This is a genomic window from Methylocella silvestris BL2 (assembly GCF_000021745.1).
Taxonomy (GTDB): Bacteria; Pseudomonadota; Alphaproteobacteria; order Rhizobiales; family Beijerinckiaceae; genus Methylocapsa; species Methylocapsa silvestris.
Genome location: NC_011666.1, coordinates 4208480 through 4228597, shown reverse-complemented (window position 1 = coordinate 4228597; position 20118 = coordinate 4208480). Strand labels below are relative to the sequence as shown.

At 64.3% G+C, this 20118-nt stretch carries 18 protein-coding genes; 9 read left to right on the top strand and 9 right to left on the bottom strand.

Annotated features, from left to right (window positions below; translation table 11 throughout):
* Nucleotides 1-14 precede the first annotated feature (14 nt).
* A complete protein-coding gene (locus MSIL_RS21790; protein WP_187148679.1) occupies nucleotides 15-167 on the bottom strand; it encodes a hypothetical protein in 153 nt (50 codons plus the stop codon).
* On the opposite strand from MSIL_RS21790, the gene aroQ reads away from it, so the two are divergent.
* The 3 genes from aroQ to accC are packed head-to-tail and all read left to right on the top strand — an operon-like array spanning nucleotide 166 to nucleotide 2459.
* Nucleotides 166-612, top strand: a complete 447-nt coding sequence (gene aroQ / locus MSIL_RS19600) for a type II 3-dehydroquinate dehydratase (protein ID WP_012592810.1) — start codon at nucleotides 166-168, stop codon at nucleotides 610-612. The genes MSIL_RS21790 and aroQ overlap by 2 nt on opposite strands.
* 5 nt (nucleotides 613-617) lie before the next feature.
* Nucleotides 618-1076 (top strand): acetyl-CoA carboxylase biotin carboxyl carrier protein, encoded by a 459-nt coding sequence (locus tag MSIL_RS19595; protein ID WP_012592809.1) that lies wholly within the window; start codon nucleotides 618-620, stop codon nucleotides 1074-1076.
* A 24-nt stretch (nucleotides 1077-1100) separates the two neighbouring features.
* Nucleotides 1101-2459: an acetyl-CoA carboxylase biotin carboxylase subunit gene (gene accC / locus MSIL_RS19590; protein ID WP_012592808.1), complete on the top strand. Its 1359-nt coding sequence runs from the start codon at nucleotides 1101-1103 to the stop codon at nucleotides 2457-2459.
* Between the two features lie 13 nt (nucleotides 2460-2472).
* Here the strand turns inward: accC and dprA are convergent, their stop codons facing one another.
* The 4 genes from dprA to MSIL_RS19570 all read right to left on the bottom strand — a co-directional run bounded on the left by dprA (nucleotide 2473) and on the right by MSIL_RS19570 (nucleotide 6234).
* Nucleotides 2473-3741 carry a DNA-processing protein DprA gene (dprA, locus tag MSIL_RS19585; protein ID WP_012592807.1) on the bottom strand — a complete coding sequence of 423 codons (1269 nt, stop codon included), beginning with the start codon at nucleotides 3739-3741 and terminating at the stop codon, nucleotides 2473-2475.
* Entirely contained in the window at nucleotides 3738-4352 is a 615-nt protein-coding gene (plsY, locus tag MSIL_RS19580) for a glycerol-3-phosphate 1-O-acyltransferase PlsY (protein WP_012592806.1), read from the bottom strand. Before plsY ends, dprA begins: the two co-directional genes overlap by 4 nt.
* Nucleotides 4353-4451: 99 nt before the next feature.
* Nucleotides 4452-5840: an ammonium transporter gene (locus MSIL_RS19575; RefSeq protein WP_041369588.1), complete on the bottom strand. Its 1389-nt coding sequence runs from the start codon at nucleotides 5838-5840 to the stop codon at nucleotides 4452-4454.
* 55 nt (nucleotides 5841-5895) lie between these two features.
* Nucleotides 5896-6234, bottom strand: coding sequence for a P-II family nitrogen regulator (locus MSIL_RS19570; RefSeq protein WP_012592804.1), 339 nt, complete (start codon nucleotides 6232-6234; stop codon nucleotides 5896-5898).
* 943 nt (nucleotides 6235-7177) lie between these two features.
* Between MSIL_RS19570 and MSIL_RS20420 the strand changes: the two genes are divergently transcribed.
* Nucleotides 7178-8350 (top strand): GGDEF domain-containing protein, encoded by a 1173-nt coding sequence (locus tag MSIL_RS20420; RefSeq protein ID WP_049768225.1) that lies wholly within the window; start codon nucleotides 7178-7180, stop codon nucleotides 8348-8350.
* A gap of 139 nt (nucleotides 8351-8489) precedes the next feature.
* Here MSIL_RS20420 and MSIL_RS19560 read toward each other — a convergent pair whose 3' ends face one another.
* Nucleotides 8490-9950, bottom strand: a complete 1461-nt coding sequence (locus MSIL_RS19560) for a hypothetical protein (RefSeq protein WP_012592802.1) — start codon at nucleotides 9948-9950, stop codon at nucleotides 8490-8492.
* A 213-nt stretch (nucleotides 9951-10163) separates the two neighbouring features.
* Between MSIL_RS19560 and MSIL_RS19555 the strand changes: the two genes are divergently transcribed.
* Complete coding sequence (locus MSIL_RS19555; protein ID WP_012592801.1) at nucleotides 10164-10595, top strand: cupin domain-containing protein; 432 nt, start codon at nucleotides 10164-10166, stop codon at nucleotides 10593-10595.
* A gap of 44 nt (nucleotides 10596-10639) precedes the next feature.
* On the opposite strand, the gene MSIL_RS19550 is transcribed toward MSIL_RS19555, so the two are convergent.
* From MSIL_RS19550 to MSIL_RS19540, 3 genes are all read right to left on the bottom strand, one after another.
* Nucleotides 10640-11125, bottom strand: coding sequence for a monooxygenase family protein (locus tag MSIL_RS19550; protein WP_012592800.1), 486 nt, complete (start codon nucleotides 11123-11125; stop codon nucleotides 10640-10642).
* A 32-nt stretch (nucleotides 11126-11157) separates the two neighbouring features.
* Nucleotides 11158-12477: a dihydroorotase gene (gene pyrC / locus MSIL_RS19545; protein WP_012592799.1), complete on the bottom strand. Its 1320-nt coding sequence runs from the start codon at nucleotides 12475-12477 to the stop codon at nucleotides 11158-11160.
* 62 nt (nucleotides 12478-12539) lie between these two features.
* Entirely contained in the window at nucleotides 12540-13490 is a 951-nt protein-coding gene (locus MSIL_RS19540) for an aspartate carbamoyltransferase catalytic subunit (RefSeq protein WP_012592798.1), read from the bottom strand.
* 302 nt (nucleotides 13491-13792) lie between these two features.
* Between MSIL_RS19540 and topA the strand changes: the two genes are divergently transcribed.
* From topA to MSIL_RS19520, 4 genes are all read left to right on the top strand, one after another.
* Nucleotides 13793-16726 carry a type I DNA topoisomerase gene (gene topA / locus MSIL_RS19535; protein ID WP_012592797.1) on the top strand — a complete coding sequence of 978 codons (2934 nt, stop codon included), beginning with the start codon at nucleotides 13793-13795 and terminating at the stop codon, nucleotides 16724-16726.
* Nucleotides 16723-19086 carry a ribonuclease R gene (rnr, locus tag MSIL_RS19530; protein ID WP_012592796.1) on the top strand — a complete coding sequence of 788 codons (2364 nt, stop codon included), beginning with the start codon at nucleotides 16723-16725 and terminating at the stop codon, nucleotides 19084-19086. Before topA ends, rnr begins: the two co-directional genes overlap by 4 nt.
* A gap of 33 nt (nucleotides 19087-19119) precedes the next feature.
* Entirely contained in the window at nucleotides 19120-19521 is a 402-nt protein-coding gene (locus MSIL_RS19525; RefSeq protein WP_012592795.1) for a DUF302 domain-containing protein, read from the top strand.
* Between the two features lie 99 nt (nucleotides 19522-19620).
* The gene (locus MSIL_RS19520) at nucleotides 19621-20112 is read left to right on the top strand and encodes a DUF983 domain-containing protein (RefSeq protein WP_012592794.1); all 492 of its coding nucleotides are present in this window, start codon (nucleotides 19621-19623) and stop codon (nucleotides 20110-20112) included.
* The last annotated feature ends 6 nt before the right edge of the window (nucleotides 20113-20118 follow it).

The following is a 20118-nucleotide window of genomic DNA, read 5'->3' as shown; positions in this document are numbered from 1 at the left end:
CTTTCTATCCGTCTCTACGCGGCTTTGCGGGCGGCGATGCGAGCGTCATTTGTCCAACGCCAGGTACGACCCGAGGCGATGATTTCGCGGCGGGCTTCCCTTGTTTTTTGATCCCGGTTATGGATTGCCGCTTCGGACGTTTTGCGCCGCCCTTTTGAGTCTTTCATGAAAACCGTCCATTGCCTGAACGGGCCAAACCTCAATCTGCTCGGATCGAGGGAGCCGGAGATTTACGGCGCGCAGACGCTCGCGGCGATCGAGTCACGCCTTGCCGCGACCTGCGCCGAGCGCGGCGTCACGCTTCGCTTCCGCCAGAGCAATCATGAGGGCGACCTGATCTCCTGGGTGCAGGACGCGGGGCTCGCCGGCGAGCCGATCATCCTCAACGCCGGCGCCTTGACGCATACCTCGATCGGCCTTCATGACGCGATCAAGGGCGCGAAGGCCAAGGTCGTCGAGGTCCATCTCTCCAATGTCCACGCCCGCGAGGAGTTTCGCCGTCACTCCTATATCGCCCCCGTCGCCGAGGGCGTGATTTCGGGCTTCGGCGTCTTGTCCTACACGCTCGCCCTCGACGCCTTGATCGCTCTCACAACCGTCAGCGAAAGATGAAGAAAATGAAATATACAGGGCCGAAGCCCGCGGCGCCTGCGCAAGACGTCGGCGTTGACACCGAACTCGTCGAGGCGCTCGCCAAGATCGCGACGCGGCTTGGCCTTTCCGAAATCGAGATCGCCCATGGCGATATGAAGATCAGGATCGCCCGCCAGTTCGCTACTGCGCATGTTCCGGCCGCGGCGCCCGCTCCAGCGGCTGAGCCCGTCGCAGCAGAGATCGAGATCGCCGGCGTCGTCAAATCGCCGATGGTCGGGACCGCCTACCGGCGCGCCTCGCCGGAATCGGCGCCTTTCGTCGAGATCGGCTCCGTCGTGAAGGCGGGCGACAAGCTTCTTCTCGTCGAAGCGATGAAGACGTTCAACGAGATCGTCGCCCCGCGCGCCGGCTCGGTCACCCGCATCCTCGTTGAGGACGGCTCGCCCGTCGAATACGGCCAGCCGCTCTTCGTCATCGAATGAGCGCCGCGCGCCGGGTGGACTGAAATGTTCGAAAAAATCCTCATCGCCAATCGCGGCGAGATCGCGTTGCGGATTCTGCGCGCGGCCAAGGAGCTTGGCATTGCGACGGTCGCGGTCCATTCGACCGCCGATTCCGAAGCAATGCATGTCAAGCTCGCCGACGAATCCGTCTGCGTCGGGCCGCCGCCCGCTCGCGAATCCTATCTCAACATTCCGGCTCTCCTCGCCGCCTGCGAGATCACCGGGGCCGAGGCGCTGCATCCCGGCTATGGATTTTTGTCGGAAAACGCCCGCTTCGCGGAAATCCTCGCCGAGCATCACATCGTATTCGTCGGGCCAAAGCCGGAGCATATCCGCCTGATGGGCGACAAGATCGAGGCGAAGCGCACGGCGCTGCGGCTCGGCATCCCATGTGTGCCAGGCTCGGCCGGCGCCATCACGGATGAGGCCGAGGCGAAGGCGGCGGCAAGAGAACTCGGCTATCCTGTACTCGTCAAGGCGGCGGCGGGCGGCGGCGGCCGCGGCATGAAGGTTTCATTCAGCGAGGAGGACATCGCCTCGACGCTGGAGACGGCGCGCATGGAGGCGAAGTCCGCCTTTGGCGATGATTCCGTGTACCTTGAAAAATATCTCGAAAAACCCCGCCACATCGAAGTGCAGATTCTCGGCGACGGACGCGGCGGCGCGATCCATCTTGGCGAGCGCGACTGCTCGCTGCAGCGCCGGCACCAGAAAGTCTGGGAGGAAGGCCCGTCCCCCGCGCTCAATGAGTCGCAGCGCAAGGAAATCGGCGAGATCTGCGCGGCGGCCATGCGCGAACTGCAGTATGCCGGCGCCGGCACGATCGAATTCCTCTATGAGGACGGCAAATTCTATTTCATCGAGATGAACACCCGCATCCAGGTCGAGCATCCGGTGACCGAGATGATCACCGGCGTCGATCTCGTCAATGAGCAGATCAAGATCGCCGCCGGATCGGCGCTGACCTTGACGCAGGAAGACGTTTCCTTCAACGGACACGCCATCGAATGCCGCATCAACGCCGAACATCCGGCCACCTTCCGCCCCTCGCCGGGGATGATCAATTATTACCATCCGCCGGGCGGCCTCGGCGTCCGCGTCGATAGCGCCGTCTACGCCGGCTATACGATCCCGCCGACCTATGATTCACTTGTCGGCAAGCTGATCGTGCATGGCCGCAATCGCAATGAAGCGCTGATGCGCCTGCGCCGCTCGCTCGATGAGTTCATTATCGACGGCATCGACACGACCATCCCGCTGTTCCAGACGCTGGTGCGCAACGCCGACATCCAGAACGGGCTTTACGATATCCATTGGCTCGAAAAATTTCTGGCCGACGGCGGCATGGACGGCACGGAGTAAAGCTCGTCGGCTTTCAGATCTTCGACACGAGATCGGCGCCGTGGCGCTCCAGCCGGCCTTGAAGCTCCAGCTCGAACAGGATCGCCCGCACCTCCCGCGCCGGCGCTTCCGAGGCGCGAACGAGTTCGTCGACCGAAACCGGCGAGGGCCCTAAAAGCGCAATGACGCGGGCGAAGGCGGCTTCTCGGGAGGGCGCAGGCGCGTCTTCGCGCGGCGGCTCATCAGCCGGCGGCGGCAAAGCGGCGCGGCGCGAGGAAGCCGGCGCGGGCCGCGACGAGATTTGCTCCGCCGCGCCATTTGCCGCGCCGCCCTGCGCCGCGAAAATATCCGGCAGATCGAGCTCGTCCCAGAACGACTCGTAGGATTGCGGCTGCGCCTCGGCGAAGCTGAAATCGGCAGGAGGCGAAAGATCCTGCCGGGCCAGCGCGTCGAGCACGTCCTCGGGCCCGGTGCAGAGGGTCGCGCCGTCGCGCAACAACTGGTTCGGCCCTTCCGCGCGCGGATCGAGCGGCGATCCCGGCACGGCGAACACCTCCCGCCCCTGCTCCGCGGCAAAGCCCGCAGTGATCAGCGAGCCCGAGCGGCGCGCGGCCTCGACCACGACGACGCCGCGCGAAAGCCCCGAGACGATGCGGTTGCGGCGGGGAAAATCGCGCCCGCGCGCCTCCCATCCGAACGGCATTTCGCTCACCGCAGCGCCAGTCTCGATGAGGCGCTCCACCAGTTCGGCATGCGCCGCCGGATAAATATTGCCGAGTCCGCCGGCAAGGACGGCGATCGTTCCCGTCGCCAGCGCGGCCTGGTGCGCCCGCGCGTCGACCCCGCGCGCGAGCCCGGAGACGATGACATACCCCGCTCGCGCGATTCCCCGCGACAGCTGTTCGGTGAAGGCGAGGCCGGCGGCGGAGGCGTTGCGCGCGCCGACGATTGCAATTTTCGAACGTTTCAGGCAGGCGCGATCGCCGCGCATTGTAAGCAGCGGCGGGGCCGAGTGGATCTGCCGCAGCAGCGCCGGATAGTCGGGCTCGGGCAGACAGATCAGCGTCGCCCCGGCGCGCTCGATCGCCTCCAGCTCGGCCTCAATCTCATGAACGGGCGCCAGGGCGATCGGCCGCCCCGCCTTGCCGCTGGCGACGACGCCCGGCAGGGCCTCAAGCGCCGCCTGCGCCGACCCGTATCGGGCCAGCAACGCCACGAAAGTGCGGGGGCCAATCGTTTCGCTGCGATAAAGCCGCAGAAAGGCGAAGCGCTCCTGCGGGGTCAAAGCAGCCGCCGACGTCATGTCTTGCCGATCTTCGTTTCGGTCCCGGCCTTCAGCCGCGCGATATTCTCCCTGTGCTTCCAAAAGATCAGCGCGCTCATGCCGGCGAAGAGCATGGCTGCGCCGGTCTGGTGGAGCCCGACGAGAACGGCAGGCGTCAGCGCCGCGGCCACGAGGGCGGAGAGCGAAGAATAGCGCGAAACGAAAGCTGTGCTCAGCCAGGCCGCGATGAAGGCGAGGCCGGCCGGCCAGGCGACGGCGAGCAGACAGCCAAGATAGGTCGCAACGCCCTTGCCGCCTTTAAAGCCGAGCCAGACCGGATAGATATGGCCAAGAAAGGCGCCGAGCGCCGCGGCGAGCACAGGGGCCGGCGGCCACGCCGCAAGCGGCGGCAGGCGCCGCGTCGCGATAAAGGACACGATCAGCACTGCGGCCGCCCCCTTGGCGAGATCAAGGAGAAGGGTCGCGGCCGCGAGATCCTTTCGCCCGGTCCGCAGAACATTGGTCGCGCCGATATTGCCGGAGCCGACCGCGCGCAGATTGCCGACGCCGCTGAGGCTCGTCAGGATCAGGCCAAACGGAATCGAGCCGCAGAGATAGCCGAACAAGAGAGCGAGAACGGAGAGGATCACAGGCGCATCCGCAGCAGGGCCAGCCAGCCTAGCTTGCGCGCCATGGAGTGGCAACCGGCGCGCCGCCTTCGATGCGGCGGCGCGCTGCAACAGGACGTCTCAGTGAACCAATTCGCCATGCAGCGAGATGTCGAGTCCTTCAAGTTCGACATCGGGGGTCACGCGAAGTCCGATCGTCTTGTCAATCAAGAACAAAAGGATCAGCGAGACGATTGCGTCATAGGCGATCACGATGACGACGCCGACGAGTTGGTTCACGACCTGATGAGGATTGCCTTCGAGGAGGCCCGGCGTGCCGCCATATTCCTGGATCGCAAAAACGCCCGTCAAAATCGCCCCTGTCGCGCCGCCGACGCCATGGACGCCAAAACAATCGAGCGCGTCGTCATAGCCAAGCGCCGTCTTCAGCCAAGTCACGCTGGCATAGCACAGGACGCCGGCGATGGCGCCGATCGCCATCGATCCGGCCGGCCCAACGAAGCCCGACGCCGGGGTGATGGCGACAAGTCCGGCGACCGCGCCGGAACAGATGCCGACGACGGTCGGCTTGCCGCGATGGCCCCATTCCACGAACATCCAGGCGAGCGCGGCGACGGCGGTGGCGATTTGCGTCACGGTCATCGCCATGCCGGCCTGAATCCCCGCGGTGACGGCCGAACCGGCGTTGAAGCCGAACCAGCCGACCCACAGCAGGGAGGCGCCGATAAAGGTCAAAACGACATTATGCGCGGGGCCTGTGTCGCGCCGCCGGCCGAGCATCAAGGCGCACATCAGCCCGGCGACGCCGGAGTTCACGTGAACGACCGTGCCGCCGGCGAAGTCGAGAACCTTGGCGATCGCCGCGTCATTCGTGCTGTTCAAAATTCCATCGGGTCCCCAGACCCAATGCGCGATCGGCGCATAGACCAAAATCGCCCACAGGCCGATGAACCACAGCATCGCCGAAAACTTCATGCGCTCGGCGAAGGCGCCGGCGATCAGCGCCGGGGTGATGATCGCAAAGGTCATCTGGAAGCAGATGTAGACGGTTTCGGGGATCGTCGGCGCGAGCGGGTTGGGATTGCCGACCCCCTTGGCCACGTCGCTCAAAATGCCCTGCAGGAAGGCGCGGTCGAAGCCCCCGATGTAGGGCGATCCCGCCCGAAACGACATGCTGTAGGTGACCGCCGCGAAGAGGAATGTGATAAGGCAGGTGATGGCGAAGCTCGTCATGACCGTGTCGGCGACGTTCTTCTTGCGCACCATCCCGCCATAAAACAGGCCGAGGCCCGGAACGGTCATCATCAGAACCAGCGCGACGGAGGTCAGCATCCAGGCGGTGTCGCCGGAATTCGGCGTGCACGCCAACAGGGTCTTGGCGTCGCAGGCGGGCGGCGCGGCGGCCGCCGCCGCATCCTGCGCCAACGCAGGATTGATCAGCAACGGCGCCGCGAGCGCGGCGACGAACAGAGCGCAGGCGGGCCGGCGGAGCCGTCCCCATGTCGACATGAAGCGCGTCATGATCCGCTCCTTTCCACGGACGCCCCGCTCAGGGACGAACAGCTTAAAGCGCAGCCTCGCCAACCTCGCCGGTTCGGATCCGCACGGCTCGGGCGACGTCGATGACAAAGATCTTGCCGTCGCCGATCTGTCCGGTGAATGCAGACTTCAAGATCGCCTCGACGATTGCGTCGACGCGGTCGGGCAGGGTCACGACTTCGATTTTCACCTTCGGCACGAAGCTCGCGACATATTCGGCGCCGCGATAAATTTCGGTATGGCCCTTCTGATGCCCGAATCCCCGGACCTCGGTCACGGTGATGCCGTCGACGCCGGCCTCGGTAAGCGCGTCTCGCACGTCGTCGAGCTTGTAGGGCTGGATAATGGCGACCACGACATTCATGGGATGACCTCCCAAAAGCCGACAGGCGACCGGACTGCGCCGTCAAGGACGCATGAAAATTTCGTAACAAAATTCGTGCCAAATTGGCGCGCAATTAATCATAGCCGCCGTACGGACGGCCGCCGCCATCCAAACTATAGCCGCTTGATAAGTCTTCACTTTTTGGTGACCGCTTGCGGTCGCGCGCAGCTAGGCCATTGCAGCAGTGATAAGGCGCCCAAATTTTGATCTATCGGCTAATTTAAGCGGCAACAGACGCCATGCCAATCTTCCCGCCGCCACGCTTTGCCTGCCGCGGTTTTGCTTGAGGCAGTGTGAGCGTATAGCGGCAACAAACCCTCGCCGAGCCCGCCTCACGTCGACGCGAGATATTCCACTCCGGCGCCTGATACGAGGGAAGCGGCGCGAACGCTCCATGCGATCCGGGCAGGCAATTCCAATTTGTGCGGAAGATGCAGCAAAGCTAAAAAAATCGATTTAGAGATAAATTTGGTCAAGGCCGCGCATATTCTGCTTTCTAATTCTTATTAAAAGCGTACGCTAAGCTTTGGTGTTTTTCGATTTTAATCGATCCAAACCACGACGCTATTGATTATTCATTATTCGAACGCGACGCCGAAACCCAGCATCCGCCTTTTGTCATCTTGCTCCAGGCTGCTGAAAATCGATGCCGCCGTACGGAGGTTGTTTCCTTGCTAGTCTTCCCTTGAAACAAAGCTCTCCCAGGCCCGACCTTCGAATTCTGTCAGCCAGCGCTGAACTCGAAAAGCTTGGGCTGTGGCTCGTCACTGCGGTGGCGGGATGCATTCTCCTCCTGTGGTTTGTTCCATCCGCCGCCGCGCTGGCGCCGTCCGGATGGTCGAAAATGACCGCGAATGCTGCGGCGGGGATGCTAGCCGCCGCGGGAAGCCTTGCTCTGTCGGGGCCGCGGAGATCCTCCCTTATGCTCCGCCTCAGCGCTATTGCCGCCTGGGCGGTGCTCGCGCTCGGCTGTCTCACCCTGCTGGAATACGCCTACGGTCCGATCGGAATAGATCACTGGCTCCCGAGGAGCTCGGTCGGGAGCAACGACGGGCGCCCGTCGCCCCAGACGGCGCTCGGCTTTGCGCTCGTCGGCCTGTGCCTGGCGCTCGGTTCGCATCCCGGCCGCAAGCTGGGAACATTATCCGACCTTGGCGCGATTTCCTTGATTGCTCTCGTCCTCGTGCTGGTCAGCGGTTATGTTTACCAGATGGTCGAACTGGTCGGCCTCTCCAAGGCGAACCTGAGTTCGCCGCAAACAGTCTTCTGTTTCTTCCTGTTGTCGTGTGTCATCGCGGCCCGACGCGCGAGCGCCGGCGGATGGCTCTCGTTTTGGTTCGACGGCGGGATCGGAAGCCGCGTCGCACGCCTTGTCTTTCCCTTGGTCGTCTTGACGCCTTTTGTCGCGTTTGCCGCGGTCGGATATCTGGACAGCGCCGACATCTTTCCGGCGGCGTACACGCGCGCCGTCGAAACCCCTATTATCGTGCTGGCGGCGCTCGCCATGATTGCGTGGATGGGCCGGCTGACCAACAAACTCGAACGCGAACTGCGTTATCAGTCGTTGAAAGACCAGTTGACCAATGTCCTGAACCGTCGAGGTTTTTTTACCGTCGCCGACTACGCGATGAAGAACGCAATTCGACTAAAAACCGGACTGACGCTGTTCTATTTTGATCTCGATGGCCTGAAGAAGGTCAATGACAGCTTAGGTCACAAGGCTGGGTCCGAATTGATCACGCGCTTTGCCGATGTCCTCGTCGCCACTTTCAGGAAGACGGATGTGATCGGCCGCATCGGCGGAGACGAGTTCGTCGTGCTGGCGTCCGATAGTTCCGGGACCGCCGAGGCGATGCTTGCGCGCATGGCGGCAATCGTCGCCGCGCGCGCAATGTCTGACCCCCTCCTGGAGATTTCCTACAGCAGCGGATACGCCGAAACCTCGTCCCCCGCCACGGTGGCGATCGATGATCTGATCCATCAGGCCGACAAGATGATGTATGAACGAAAGCAGTTGAAAAAGGCCGCAGGCTCGACAACCGGCGCCCTCGCCAAGACGAATCGCCTGCTCCCGTCGCCTAGCGCCACCGGTTGACGGTCATCTGAACGCGCCGCGGCTGCGCCGGTCGCCCTCGCGCGCCGGCCCGCGTTTAGCCCGGCCGCCTAATCGCCCGAGGAGATCGGCGCGCCGCCCGGTCCGGGCGCGCCAAAGGTCAAAAGATCGCCGATCTGCTTTAGGCGAGCAGCTGCCCGCAGATTTCCGGCGCCGGCGCGCTTGAGGGCTCGGATTGATCGCCACAGCGGCGCGAGGCGTAATTCTGCAGGCTCATCGACAGCTGCAGCGAATAATCCGAAGACTGCAGCTGGGAATCGCTGAACACGACGCCGGAGGGCACATTGCCATAATACATCATGCGGAAGCTCTGATCGGTCGCCGGCCGCTTGCCGGCGTCAAGCTTCAAAACCGCCCCATTGGCCGAAAACTCTGGCAGGATTGGCACGGTCGGAAACCCCGCGGTTTGATGGCATCCCATGCAGGACGCCTTGGCGTTGTCGACCGGGCCGGCGAGACGTCCGCCAAAGCCGAGATGGTTGAAGTTCAGCGGCGCGCGGGTGAGATTTTCGGCCGCCTCCTCGTTGATCCATTGCTCCGTCAGCTTGCTGCGATCGCACGGCCCATCCGGCCCGGCGCAGGTCTGCGCAAAAGTGACCTTGGGATTATTTCCCCACTGGAGGCCGAACGGAACCATGCGCTCCCACGGCGTCGCGCCTTTTGCGTTTCCGTCATAGCCGAAAGTGCCGAGAAGCCACCCTGTCAGGCTTCGTTCGTCGCGCACCGAAACATCGATCTGGATCAGGCGGATCGGCCCAAGCGCGCGCTCGAATCGGGAGGCCGGCCCCTTGTTGCGCCAGCTCGGATCGTCATTGACGAAGACATGGGCCTGCCATTCCAGCGCGTTCTTGGCGATCGGCAGTTGATCTTCGGTGACCGTCGAGAACAGCAGCTTGATGATGAAGGCGCCGTCCGGAAAATCGTTGAGGCCCGCCGGATCTGGGTTTAGCGCTCCGGGCTTCGGATTATCAGGATCGCAATAGACTTGCCCGACGCCAAAGGCGGCGCGGTCGTTTAGATAGGCGCCCGACCAGGTGTCGACGAAATCATGCTGAAGCGTGCTCAGCGTATTGCCGGACGAATCGAATTCATGGGTGAAGCCATGGACAAATTCGCGGCCGTCGGTGCCCGGCCAATCCGAGGCGACCTCGGTATTCCAGTCCATCCACGGCATGCCGTACCACTTGCGGATTTTATTGTCCTCGACGTAGAAATCGACGTCGACATTGCCTTCCAGCCCATAGGCGAGGAGCGCCCGCAGATAGGCTTCGGGGTCGACCGGGCCGCCGTCCTTGAACGGGATTTTCGCCCACGGAAAATCTTCGCGCGGCGGAATCTGATTTGGATAGTCCTGGCTGAGCCTGAACACGCGGCCTTTGTAGCTCGCCGCCGGATCGCCGCCCGTCCCCTGTAAATGATAGTCTTTGAACTTGCCGCGCACGCAATCCTTTTGCGCGAGCTGGTTGCGCGCCGAGTCTTCCGTTGCGCCGGCCGCTCCAGCGACAACAGCGCCGGCAAGGAGAAGACCTAAAATGGCGCATGCGCGCGCGCCGACCCGGCGTGTCAAAACTCGATTCGGCATGCTGATTTCCCCCGGCGCCTTTCGATCATCGGCGCGAGGCGGCAAGGTACAGCAATAGGCCTTCGCTTGCGCGGAACGCGCCCCATTGATGAAGAATAAATATTATTATCACATTTCATTGATATACAGCGGCGGCGTTGCGTGGACCGCAAACGCGCCCCATCATGATGCGGCGGAACGCCGCATTTTCCCTCGCTTTCGGAGGAGCAAGCCTTGCCTTCAGTCTTTGTCGTTGCGACCCAGGATCTTCCAAGAGCGCAAGTCGGCGGCGTCGACGACCCCAAAGTCCGCTGGGCAGGCGCATTCGCCGCCTATGGCGGCCACGGAACGACGCAATCCTCCACCATCGTTTATGAAATCGAGGCGGGCGACCGGCTCGGCTGGCACACCGACGCCACCGAGGAGACGCAATATATTCTCGCCGGCTCCGGAGAGCTGCAGATGGAGGACGGGAGCGTGCATCAGGTGGGGCCGGGGAGCGTTTTCGTGCTGCCGACCCCTGTGCGGCACGATCTTGTCAACACGGGCGCCGAGACTTTGCGCGCGGTCGCGTTCTTCGCGGCGCCGATGTTCACCCAGACTTTCGACAACGCAATGTTGCCGCCTAACATCCACGTGCTCGGCACTCCGAACCGCGAAGGGTAACCCCTACCCCACGAACAGGATCCGGTCGTCTGCTCGCGGCCGGATCAGCTCTGGCCGGTGGGCAAATCGCCCACACTGGGCGACGCCCATTCCTTGTGGCGGCTGGCCATCGTTCCGCGCGCCGGAGCCATCGGCATGAAATTGGCGAAGCCGATCGGTTTCGTCATATCGAGGTAGATCGCCTCCATGCCGCCGCGCATATGATAGGTCTCATGCCAGAATTCGGTCCCGCCGGAGTCCGCCATGATTTGGCTCCACCAGAGGCGATGCGGCTCGGATTTCGCCCAGGCCTCGAGCGCGTCGATGTCGCGCCAGTACCACCGCATGCCGACATGCAACGGATAAAGTCCATAAATGATGGCGTTGTCCGCATGGAGCAGCCCATCCGGCCGGGCCCCGCTGGCGGCCTCTATCTTTCGTCCAAAGCCGGCAAGCCTCCTGAAGGCGCGCAGCGTGCGCGCCCGCATTCCAAGCATCATGACGACAAGATTGGGACAGCCGGAAAAATCGGGAGCTTCGCGCTTCAGCATTGGTCGCCTCCGCTTCTAATCTGAAGGAGTCCTCACTCCTCCTCGAACACAATCCGCCCCTCGACCAGCGTCAGCTTCACGCGGCCTTCCATGGTCGCCTCGTCGAAGGGCGTGTTCTTGGAGCGCGAGCGCAGTTTTGAGGGATCGACCACATAGGCGGCCTCCGCATCGAAGCGGATGACGTCGGCCGGGGCGCCAACCCGCAGCCGGCCCTGCGGCAGGCCCAAAATTTCGGCGGGACGCAGCGTCATGGCGCCGATCAGCCGTTGCAGCGAGACTTCGCCGGAGGCGACAAGCCGCAACCCCGCCGCCAGCATGGTCTCGAGCCCGATCGCGCCATTCTCGGCTTCGGCGAAAGGCAGGCGCTTGGTCTCGACGTCCTGCGGATTGTGGTCGGACACGATGACGTCGATCAGGCCGGACGACAGCGCCTCCACGAGCGCGCGCCGCTCGTCCTCGCGCCGCAGCGGCGGCGCAAGCTTTAGAAAGGTGCGGTAATCGCCGATATCGCTTTCGTTCAGCGTCAGATGATTGATCGAGGTTCCAGCGGTGACCGGCAGTCCGGCCGCCTTGGCGCGTTCGATAATGTCGAGCGACAGCGTCGTCGTCACCAGCGCGGCGTGATAGCGCGCGCCGGTGAGGTTGACGAGGCGGATGTCGCGGTCGAGCGCGATCGCCTCCGCCTCGCGCGGGATGCCAGAGAGGCCGAGCCTTGTGGCGAATTCGCCCTCATTCATGACGCCCTCGGCGGCGAGGTCGCGATCCTCGGCATAATGAATGATAAGCGCGTCGAAATCGCGCGCATAGGAGAGCACGCGGCGCAGCACGCGGGAGTTTGCGATGGAATGGGCGCCGTCCGAAAAAGCGAGCGCGCCCGCCTGCTGCAACAGCCCGATCTCGGCGATCTCCTCGCCGCGCAGCCCTTGCGTCATCGCCGCGCAGGGAATGAGCCGCACGCGGCCGGTGTCGCGGGCGCGGCGCAGCAGAAAATCGACGACGGCGGGCTCATCGACCGGCGGATTGGTGTCGGGCCGCGCCAGAATCGTTGTGACGCCGCCCGCTGCCGCCGCGGCCGTCGCGGTGGCGATCGTTTCACGATGCTCGCCGCCCGGCTCGCCGACAAAGGCGCGCATGTCGATGAGGCCCGGCGCGATGAAATCGCCGCCGCAGTCGATCACGCGCGAATGAACGGGCAGGTTTTTCGGCGCGACTTCGGGGCCGAGATCGAGAATTTTCCCGTCGAGGATGAGAATTCCGCCGCGCACGCAATCATAGGTCTGCCCATCGACAAGACGGCCGTTGACCAGCGCCAGCGGCTGATGCGCGACCGACGGAGAGACGGGAATATTCATCTTCACTTGGGCGTCTTTCGCAAGGTCCTGGGCGCCTTTCGCGAGATCGCGGGTTGCACGGGTCACTCGTTAGGCAGATGGGCGGCGAGCGCGCCGAGCACCGCGATGCGCACGGCGACGCCCATCTCGACCTGCTCGCGAATGCGGCTCTGGCCGCCGTCGGCGACGGCCGAATCGATTTCGACGCCGCGATTCATCGGGCCGGGATGCAGCACCAAGGCGTCCGGCCGCGCATAGCCGAGCTTTTCCTCGTCGAGGCCGAAGAAACGGAAGAACTCTTTCGGCGAGGGAATGAAGCCGCCCTGCATGCGCTCGCGCTGTAGGCGCAGCATCATGACGATGTCGGCGTCCTGCAGCCCCTGCTTCATGTCGGTGAACACTTCGACGCCCATGCGCGCGATCCCGGCCGGCAGCAGCGTCGAGGGGCCGATCACGCGCACGCGGGCGCCGAGCGCCGTCAGCAGCAGGATGTTCGAGCGGGCGACGCGCGAATGCAGAATGTCGCCGCAGATCGCGACAATGAGACCGGCGATGCGGCCGCGGTTGCGCCGGATCGTCAGCGCGTCGAGCAGCGCCTGCGTCGGATGCTCATGCGCCCCGTCGCCGGCGTTGACCACGGAGCAATCGACCTTGCGCGCCAGAAGATGCACCGCGCCGGCCTGCGCGTGGCGCACAACGATAATGTCGGGCCGCATGGCGTTGAGGGTCATCGCCGTGTCGAGCAGGGTCTCGCCCTTTTTGACGCTGGACGAGGCGACCGACATATTCATGACGTCGGCCCCGAGCCGCTTGCCGGCGAGCTCAAAAGAGGACTGCGTCCGGGTCGAAGCTTCGAAAAACAGATTGATGAGAGTGCGGCCGCGCAGCGTCGAGAGCTTCTTCTCGACCTGGCGCGACACTTCGATCGCGTGCTCCGAAAGATCGAGCAGCACATCGATATCCTGCGGCGAAAGCCCCTCGATGCCGAGCAGATGCCGGTGCGGGAAGGTCAACTCTCGATCATGGTACGACATGAGCCGATCTCTTACAGGATGATAGGCCTGCCGTCATAGCCTTGGCGCGAAAGGCGGCCTTGCCTGCGCACAGATTTTCCGGGCCGCCCCGGCGGATAAAGGGCTGCGCCAGGCCCGCCGCTGCTCCCGTCCCGAGGGGCCCGATTTGACTAAGGGAGCGCCCTCCCCCATGTTCTGCCTCAAAATTTGCGCGGCGCCGCAATAGAAGGGGAGCGCCGACTCCCGGCAAGGGCCCGCCGCTTAAGGCCGTTTTAAACCCGCCAGCGGCTCCCGCCTCCAGCGGAGATCAAGGATTGTCATCAATGTATGTCGTCATCGTCGAATCGCCGGCGAAGGCTAAGAGCATTAATAAATACCTCGGCAAGGGCTATGAGGTTTACCCGTCCTATGGCCATGTCCGCGATTTGCCGGCCAAGGACGGATCGGTCGATCCCGACGCCGATTTCGCCATGCTGTGGGACGTCGACGTCAAATCCGCCAAGCGGCTGAACGAGATCGCAAGGGCCGTCAAGGACGCCGACAAGATCATTCTGGCGACCGACCCCGATCGCGAAGGCGAGGCGATCTCCTGGCATGTCCTCGAGGTTTTAAAGGCGAAGAAAGTCCTCAAGGACAAGCCGGTCGAGCGCGTCGTCTTCAACGCCATCACCAAATCCGCCGTGCTGGAGGCGATGCAGCATCCGCGTCAGATCGACGTGGCGCTGGTCGACGCCTATCTGGCGCGCCGCGCCCTGGATTATCTGGTCGGCTTCAATCTCTCACCGGTGCTGTGGCGCAAGCTTCCCGGCGCCCGCTCGGCGGGGCGGGTGCAGTCCGTCGCGCTGCGGCTTGTTTGCGACCGTGAGCTTGAGATCGAGGCTTTCGTCGCACGAGAGTATTGGTCGATCGTCGCCCATCTCAGGACGCAGGCGGACGCCCCGTTCACGGCGCGGCTCGTTGGCGCCGACGGCAAGAAGATTACGCGCCTCGACGTCGGGACCGGGGCTGAGGCCGCCGCCTTCAAGACCGATCTCGAAAACGCGACGTTCCGCGTCGCCGAGATCGAGGCCAAGCCCGCCAAGCGCCACCCGTCCGCGCCTTTCACGACCTCGACGCTGCAGCAGGAGGCCTCGCGAAAGCTCGGCTTCGCGCCGGCCCGCACCATGCAACTCGCGCAGCGGCTCTATGAGGGCGCCGACATCGACGGCGAGACGGTCGGACTCATTACTTATATGCGAACGGACGGCGTCGATCTCGCCCCCGAGGCGATCACCAGCGCAAGGTCGGTGATCGCCCGCCAGTTCGGCGACGCCTATGTGCCGAAGGCGCCGCGCAAATATACGGTGAAGGCCAAGAATGCGCAGGAAGCGCATGAGGCGATCCGTCCGACCGACCTCGCCCGCCTGCCGCGCGCCGTCGCCCGCGCGCTGGAGCCGGATCAGGCCAAGCTCTATGAGCTGATCTGGACCCGCACCATCGCCAGCCAGATGGAATCGGCCGAGCTTGAGCGCACCACCGTGGACATTGAGGCGCTGGCCGGAGCGCGCAAGCTTGATCTGCGCGCAACCGGTCAGGTCGTGCGCTTCGACGGCTTTCTCAAACTTTATCAGGAAGGGCGCGACGACGAAGACGATGACGAAAGCGCCCGCCTGCCGGATATGGCCAAGGACGAGCGCCTGAAGCGCGAACGCATCGAGGCGGACCAGCATTTTACCGAGCCGCCGCCGCGCTTCACCGAGGCGACGCTGGTCAAACGCATGGAAGAGCTCGGCATCGGCCGCCCCTCGACCTACGCCTCGACGCTCGCCGTGCTGCGCGAACGCGATTACGTGCGGATCGAGAAGAAGCGCCTGCATCCGGAGGACAAGGGACGTCTCGTCACGGCCTTCCTCGAGGCGTTCTTCGCCCGTTATGTCGGCTATGACTTTACCGCCGACCTTGAGGAAAAGCTCGACCGGGTCTCGAACCATGAGATCGACTGGAAGCAGGTGCTGCGCGATTTCTGGCTGGATTTTTCGGGCGCCCTCGCCGGCACCAAGGATCTGCGCACGACGGAGGTGCTCGACCGCCTGAACGAGATTTTGGGGCCGCATATTTTTCCGCCGAAGGAAGACGGCTCCGATCCGCGCGGCTGCCCGTCCTGCGGCGAAGGCAAGCTGTCGCTAAAGCTCGGCAAATTCGGCGCCTTCATCGGCTGCTCCAACTATCCCGAATGCAAATTCACGCGGACCCTCGCTGCGCCCGACGGCGCCGAGGCGAATGGAGGCGAGCGTCCGGGCGTCAAATCGCTTGGCGTCGATCCCGACAGCGGCGAAGAGATCACCCTGCGCGACGGCCGCTTCGGCGTCTATGTGCAGCAGGGCGAAGGCGAGAAGCCGAAACGCTCCTCCTTGCCGCCGACGATCGCGCCCGCCGATCTGACGCTCGAACAGGCGATCGCACTCTTGTCGCTGCCGCGCGAAGTCGCCCGCCACCCCGAATCGAAAGAGCCGATCGTCGCCGGCATCGGCCGTTACGGGCCCTATGTCCAGCACGGCAAGACCTACGCCAATGTCGCCAAGGACGAGGACATCATCTCGATCGGCGCCAATCGCGCGATCGACCTCATCGTCGCCAAGGAAAGCGGCCTCACCGGACGCCGGTTTGGCGCCTCCGAGAGCGCTCCGGCCCGCGTTTTGGGCGAACATCCCGCCGGCGGCGCGGTCAGCGTCAAGGCCGGGCGCTATGGGCCTTATGTTACGCATGGCAAGATCAACGCGACCTTGCCGAAGGAGGCCGACCCCACCACATTGACGCTTGAGGGCGCCGTGGCGCTGCTCGCCGCCAAAGCGTCGGGCGGCGGGGCGCCGATGCAGGGCCGTCTTCTCGGCGATCATCCGTCCGGCGGCCCCATCACCGTGCGCGCCGGCCGTTTCGGCGCCTATGTCAATCACGGCAAGACCAACGCCACTTTGAAGCGCGACGCCTCCGCCGAAACCATCACCCTCGAAGAAGCGATCCGGCTGATCGAGGACAAGGAAGCGGCGGGCGGCGGGCCAAGAAAAGCGGCCGCGCCGAAGAAGGCGGCCAAATCTTCGGCCGCCGCCAAGAAGGCGGCGCCGAATGCAAAAAACAAAACCGCGCCGGCCAATGACGAAGATCCGCCATTCGAGCCGTCGCCCAACCGAAAACCCGCCGCCAAGGCGGCCGCGGCGGCGCACAAAAAACCCGCCGCCAAGGCCGCGGCGGCAAAACTGAAACAGGCAAAACAAGCGTGAACAAAATAGCCGGGACAAGAAAGTCCGGCCAAAGCAGCGCCCCTCGGGCGCAGCATCAAGACGGCGCCGCCGAGGCGCAACAGGAGTCGGGCGGGGCGACGCCCACCCGCGAAGAGATCATCGCCTTCATCGCCAGAGAGCGCGAGGCGCAATCCGGCGAAGGCGCGACGGGACGGCGCCCGGCCAAGATCAGCAAGCGCGAAATCGCCCGCGCCTTCGATATCAAGGGCGCCGACCGCATCGCCCTCAAGCAGATGCTGAAGGAGCTGGAGCAGGACGGCGCCATCGAGCGCCGCCGCAAGGGACTGCATCGCGCCGGACTCCTGCCGGTAACCGTGCTCGCCGATTTCTACACCCGCGATCGCGACGGCGATTTTCTGGCGGCCCCGGTCAACTGGGACGAGGCCTCCGGCCGCGCCCCGAAGATTATCGTGCCCGTGTTGCATCGCAAACGGCCCGGCGTTCCGCAGCCGGGCATCGGCGATCGCGCGCTGCTGCGCGTCGAGCCGATCCCGGACGCCAAGCCGAACGAGCCCTCTTACACTGGCCGCGTCGTCAAGCTGCTAGAACGGGCGAAAACGCAGATCCTTGGCATTTTCCGGCAAAATCCCGGCGGCGGCGGACGCGTCGCGCCGATCGACAAGAGAAACGCCAGCCGCGGCGAACTCGACGTCCTGCCGGGACAGGAGGGCGAGGCGCGCGACGGCGATCTCGTCGCGGTCGAGATGCTGCGCACCGGCCGGCTTGGACTGACCTCGGCGCGGGTGCGCGAGCGCATCGGCGCGTTCGAAAGCGAAAGGGCGGTCAGCCTCATCGCCATCCATTCGCATAAAATCCCGAATGTCTTCAGCCCCTCTGCGCTCACGGAGGCCGAACAAGCCGGCGCCGCGGATATGAGCGGGCGCGCGGACTGGCGCAAAATCCCCTTCGTCACCATCGATCCGGCCGACGCCAAAGACCATGACGACGCGGTCGAGGCCGAGCCCGATCCCGACCCCGGCAACCCCGGCGGCTTCGTCCTGCGCGTCGCCATCGCCGACGTCGCCGCCTATGTGCGGCTCGGTTCGGCGCTTGACCGCGAAGCGCTCACGCGCGGCAATTCGGTCTATTTTCCCGATCGCGTCGTGCCGATGCTGCCAGAGCGGATCTCCAACGATCTCTGCTCGCTGCGCCCGCGCGAGGACCGCCCGGCTCTCGCTGCGCGCATCGTCATCGCCGCCGACGGGCATAAACTCAGCCATGATTTCCATCGCGTGATGATCAGGTCCGAGGCGAAGCTTTCCTACCCGCAGGCGCAGGCCGCCATCGACGGCGCGCCGGACGAGACGACCGGCCTGCTGGTCGAGCCCGTTCTTGCGCCGCTCTATGACGCCTATGCGGCGCTGAAGCGCGCGCGGGACCAGCGCTCGCCGCTCGAGCTTAATCTGCCGGAGCGCAAGATCCTGCTGAACACGGAGGGCACAGTCGACCGGGTGGTGATCCCCGAACGGCTCGACGCGCATCGGCTGATCGAAGAGTTCATGATCCTCGCCAATGTCTGCGCAGCGGAGACGCTCGAGGCCAAGCGTCAGCCGCTGATCTATCGCGCCCATGACGAGCCCTCGCTCGAAAAGCTGAATAATCTTGCGGAATTTTTGAGCACGATCGGCATCAAGCTGGCGAAGGGCCAGGTGCTGCGGCCGGAGCAATTCAACGGCATCCTGGCGCAGGTCCGAGACACCGAGAATGAGCATCTCGTCAATGAAATCGTGCTGCGCACGCAGGCGCAGGCCGAATATGTCGTCGAGAATTACGGACATTTCGGCCTCAATTTGCACCGCTACGCGCATTTCACCTCGCCGATCCGGCGCTATGCCGATCTGATCGTTCACCGCGCCCTGATTGCGGCGCTGGACCTTGGAACGGACGGGCTTACGCCGGCCTCCCGCGCCGAACTGCCGGAGATTGCGGCGCAGATCTCGGCCGCAGAGCGGCGCGCCATGGCCGCCGAACGCGAGACGGTCGAGCGCCTGATCGCCGCCCATCTCGCCGACAAGATCGGCGCGAGTTTCGAGGGCCGCATTTCAGGCGCGACCCGCGCCGGGCTGTTCATCCGGCTGGCCGACACGGGCGCCGACGGATTTATTCCGGCGAGCATGCTGGGCGATGATTATTTTCGTCACGACGAACGGCTGCATGCGCTGGTCGGGTCGCGCACCGGCAAGATGCATCGGCTCGGCGACATCGTCACGGTGAAGCTGGTCGAGGCGGCGCCCCTCGCCGGCGCTCTGCGGTTCGAGATGGTGACCGGAGGCGCGCCAGGCGCCCGCGCGCCAAAGGCGGCCGCCAAGCGCGCAGCGAAAAAATACGGCCGACGCTAACCTTTGGTCGCGGCGCAAATTCAGGAGCCGGTCATGGCCGACAATGGGCTGGTCACAATTCCAAGCGCTTTTCCGGTCGAGGAAACCGCGCGCCGCCTCGAAGCCGCGCTAAAGACTCATGATGTGACGCTCTTCGCCCGGATCGATCACGCCGCCGGAGCCGCGAGCGCCGGCCTGCCGCTGCGGCCAACGCTGTTGCTGATTTTCGGCAATGCGCGCGCCGGAACGCCCTTGATGCAGGCGGATCAACGGATCGGAATCGACCTCCCCCTGAAGGCGCTGATCTGGCAGGACGCCGACAACAAGGTTTGGCTGACTTATACGGAGCCTGCCTGGATCGCCGCCAGGCATGAATTCGGCGAGGGCGCCGAAAAGGCGGTCGCCGCGCTCGGCAAGGCGCTCGCCGCGCTGGCGAAGGACGCCGCCGGCGCTTGAGCTTGCCGATCCTATCGGGCCCTGCCTGCGACGCCAAGGCGCTAGCAATTGGGGCCGCAAAGGCCCATTTCACATGAAATGAGCGAAAGGGAGACATTTATGGCTACGTCTGCGCCGGGTTTTGCCGCTATCGCGCCGGGAAAAGACGAAAGTCGGGATCGCCCGATCTGGCGCTCGATCCGTCGCGGCTTCATGGGGCGTTGCCCGGCCTGCGGCGAAGGCCGGATCTTTGGCCGTTTCCTGAAGGTCAACCCCGCCTGCCCGAACTGCGGCGAGGAATTGCACCATCACCGCGCGGACGACGCGCCGCCCTATGCGACGATATTCGTCGTCGGGCATATTATCGGCACTTTGATGCTCGCCTGCGAGGAATTCTGGCCGGATGCGCCGATCTGGCTGCATGCGATGGTCTGGCCGACGCTGACCCTTATGTTGTCATTATGGTTTCTGCCCCGCATCAAGGGCGCGCTGGTCGCCTATCAATGGGCCCTGCGCATGCATGGCTTTGAAACGGCGCCGGGAGCGCAGCCCGCGCCAGTCCTGACGGCTCCAATCTCCCAATCCGCGCCGGCGATCGCCACCGCGCGCTGATCGCCG

Bases quoted from the DNA above. Each gene is read 5' to 3' on its own strand.
- MSIL_RS19525 (WP_012592795.1), top strand. From the start codon at position 19,120: ATGGCCGACAATGGGCTGGTCACAATTCCAAGCGCTTTTCCGGTCGAG.
- dprA (WP_012592807.1), bottom strand. From the start codon at position 3,741: ATGACGTCGGCGGCTGCTTTGACCCCGCAGGAGCGCTTCGCCTTTCTG.
- MSIL_RS21790 (WP_187148679.1), bottom strand. From the start codon at position 167: ATGAAAGACTCAAAAGGGCGGCGCAAAACGTCCGAAGCGGCAATCCAT.
- MSIL_RS19560 (WP_012592802.1), bottom strand. From the start codon at position 9,950: ATGCCGAATCGAGTTTTGACACGCCGGGTCGGCGCGCGCGCATGCGCC.
- MSIL_RS19595 (WP_012592809.1), top strand. From the start codon at position 618: ATGAAATATACAGGGCCGAAGCCCGCGGCGCCTGCGCAAGACGTCGGC.
- MSIL_RS20420 (WP_049768225.1), top strand. From the start codon at position 7,178: ATGCTCCGCCTCAGCGCTATTGCCGCCTGGGCGGTGCTCGCGCTCGGC.
- accC (WP_012592808.1), top strand. From the start codon at position 1,101: ATGTTCGAAAAAATCCTCATCGCCAATCGCGGCGAGATCGCGTTGCGG.
- pyrC (WP_012592799.1), bottom strand. From the start codon at position 12,477: ATGAATATTCCCGTCTCTCCGTCGGTCGCGCATCAGCCGCTGGCGCTG.
- MSIL_RS19575 (WP_041369588.1), bottom strand. From the start codon at position 5,840: ATGTCGACATGGGGACGGCTCCGCCGGCCCGCCTGCGCTCTGTTCGTC.
- MSIL_RS19520 (WP_012592794.1), top strand. From the start codon at position 19,621: ATGGCTACGTCTGCGCCGGGTTTTGCCGCTATCGCGCCGGGAAAAGAC.
- aroQ (WP_012592810.1), top strand. From the start codon at position 166: ATGAAAACCGTCCATTGCCTGAACGGGCCAAACCTCAATCTGCTCGGA.
- topA (WP_012592797.1), top strand. From the start codon at position 13,793: ATGTATGTCGTCATCGTCGAATCGCCGGCGAAGGCTAAGAGCATTAAT.
- MSIL_RS19570 (WP_012592804.1), bottom strand. From the start codon at position 6,234: ATGAATGTCGTGGTCGCCATTATCCAGCCCTACAAGCTCGACGACGTG.
- MSIL_RS19540 (WP_012592798.1), bottom strand. From the start codon at position 13,490: ATGTCGTACCATGATCGAGAGTTGACCTTCCCGCACCGGCATCTGCTC.
- MSIL_RS19550 (WP_012592800.1), bottom strand. From the start codon at position 11,125: ATGCTGAAGCGCGAAGCTCCCGATTTTTCCGGCTGTCCCAATCTTGTC.